The sequence below is a fragment of the Marinomonas gallaica genome (assembly GCF_001639745.1).
In the GTDB taxonomy this organism is placed as follows: domain Bacteria; phylum Pseudomonadota; class Gammaproteobacteria; order Pseudomonadales; family Marinomonadaceae; genus Marinomonas; species Marinomonas gallaica.
Genome location: NZ_LTAX01000072.1, coordinates 1 through 276 on the forward strand (window position 1 = coordinate 1; position 276 = coordinate 276).

General features: G+C 42.8%; 2 protein-coding genes. One reads left to right on the plus strand and one right to left on the minus strand.

Features of this window, described 5'->3' with window-relative positions:
* The first annotated feature begins 6 nt into the window (after positions 1-6).
* Positions 7-123 (plus strand): DUF2960 family protein, encoded by a 117-nt coding sequence (locus AYW76_RS19735; protein ID WP_407943029.1) that lies wholly within the window; start codon positions 7-9, stop codon positions 121-123.
* Positions 124-153: 30 nt separating this feature from the next.
* On the opposite strand, the gene AYW76_RS19730 is transcribed toward AYW76_RS19735, so the two are convergent.
* Positions 154-270, minus strand: a complete 117-nt coding sequence (locus AYW76_RS19730; RefSeq protein WP_407943029.1) for a DUF2960 family protein — start codon at positions 268-270, stop codon at positions 154-156.
* Positions 271-276 lie beyond the last annotated feature (6 nt).

Genomic DNA, 276 nt, shown 5'->3' on the forward strand with positions numbered 1-276 from the left:
GAAGCGATTTCAGACACAAAATCCGTGCGCAACTACCGCGATAACTACTTTAGAAAACTGGGCTTTGGGCGGATCACATTGCAACAAAAAGAAAACCTTGGGGTTGGCAAAAAGAATCAATAAACAATAGGGCTGCAATTGCAGCCCTATTGTTTATTGATTCTTTTTGCCAACCCCAAGGTTTTCTTTTTGTTGCAATGTGATCCGCCCAAAGCCCAGTTTTCTAAAGTAGTTATCGCGGTAGTTGCGCACGGATTTTGTGTCTGAAATCGCTTC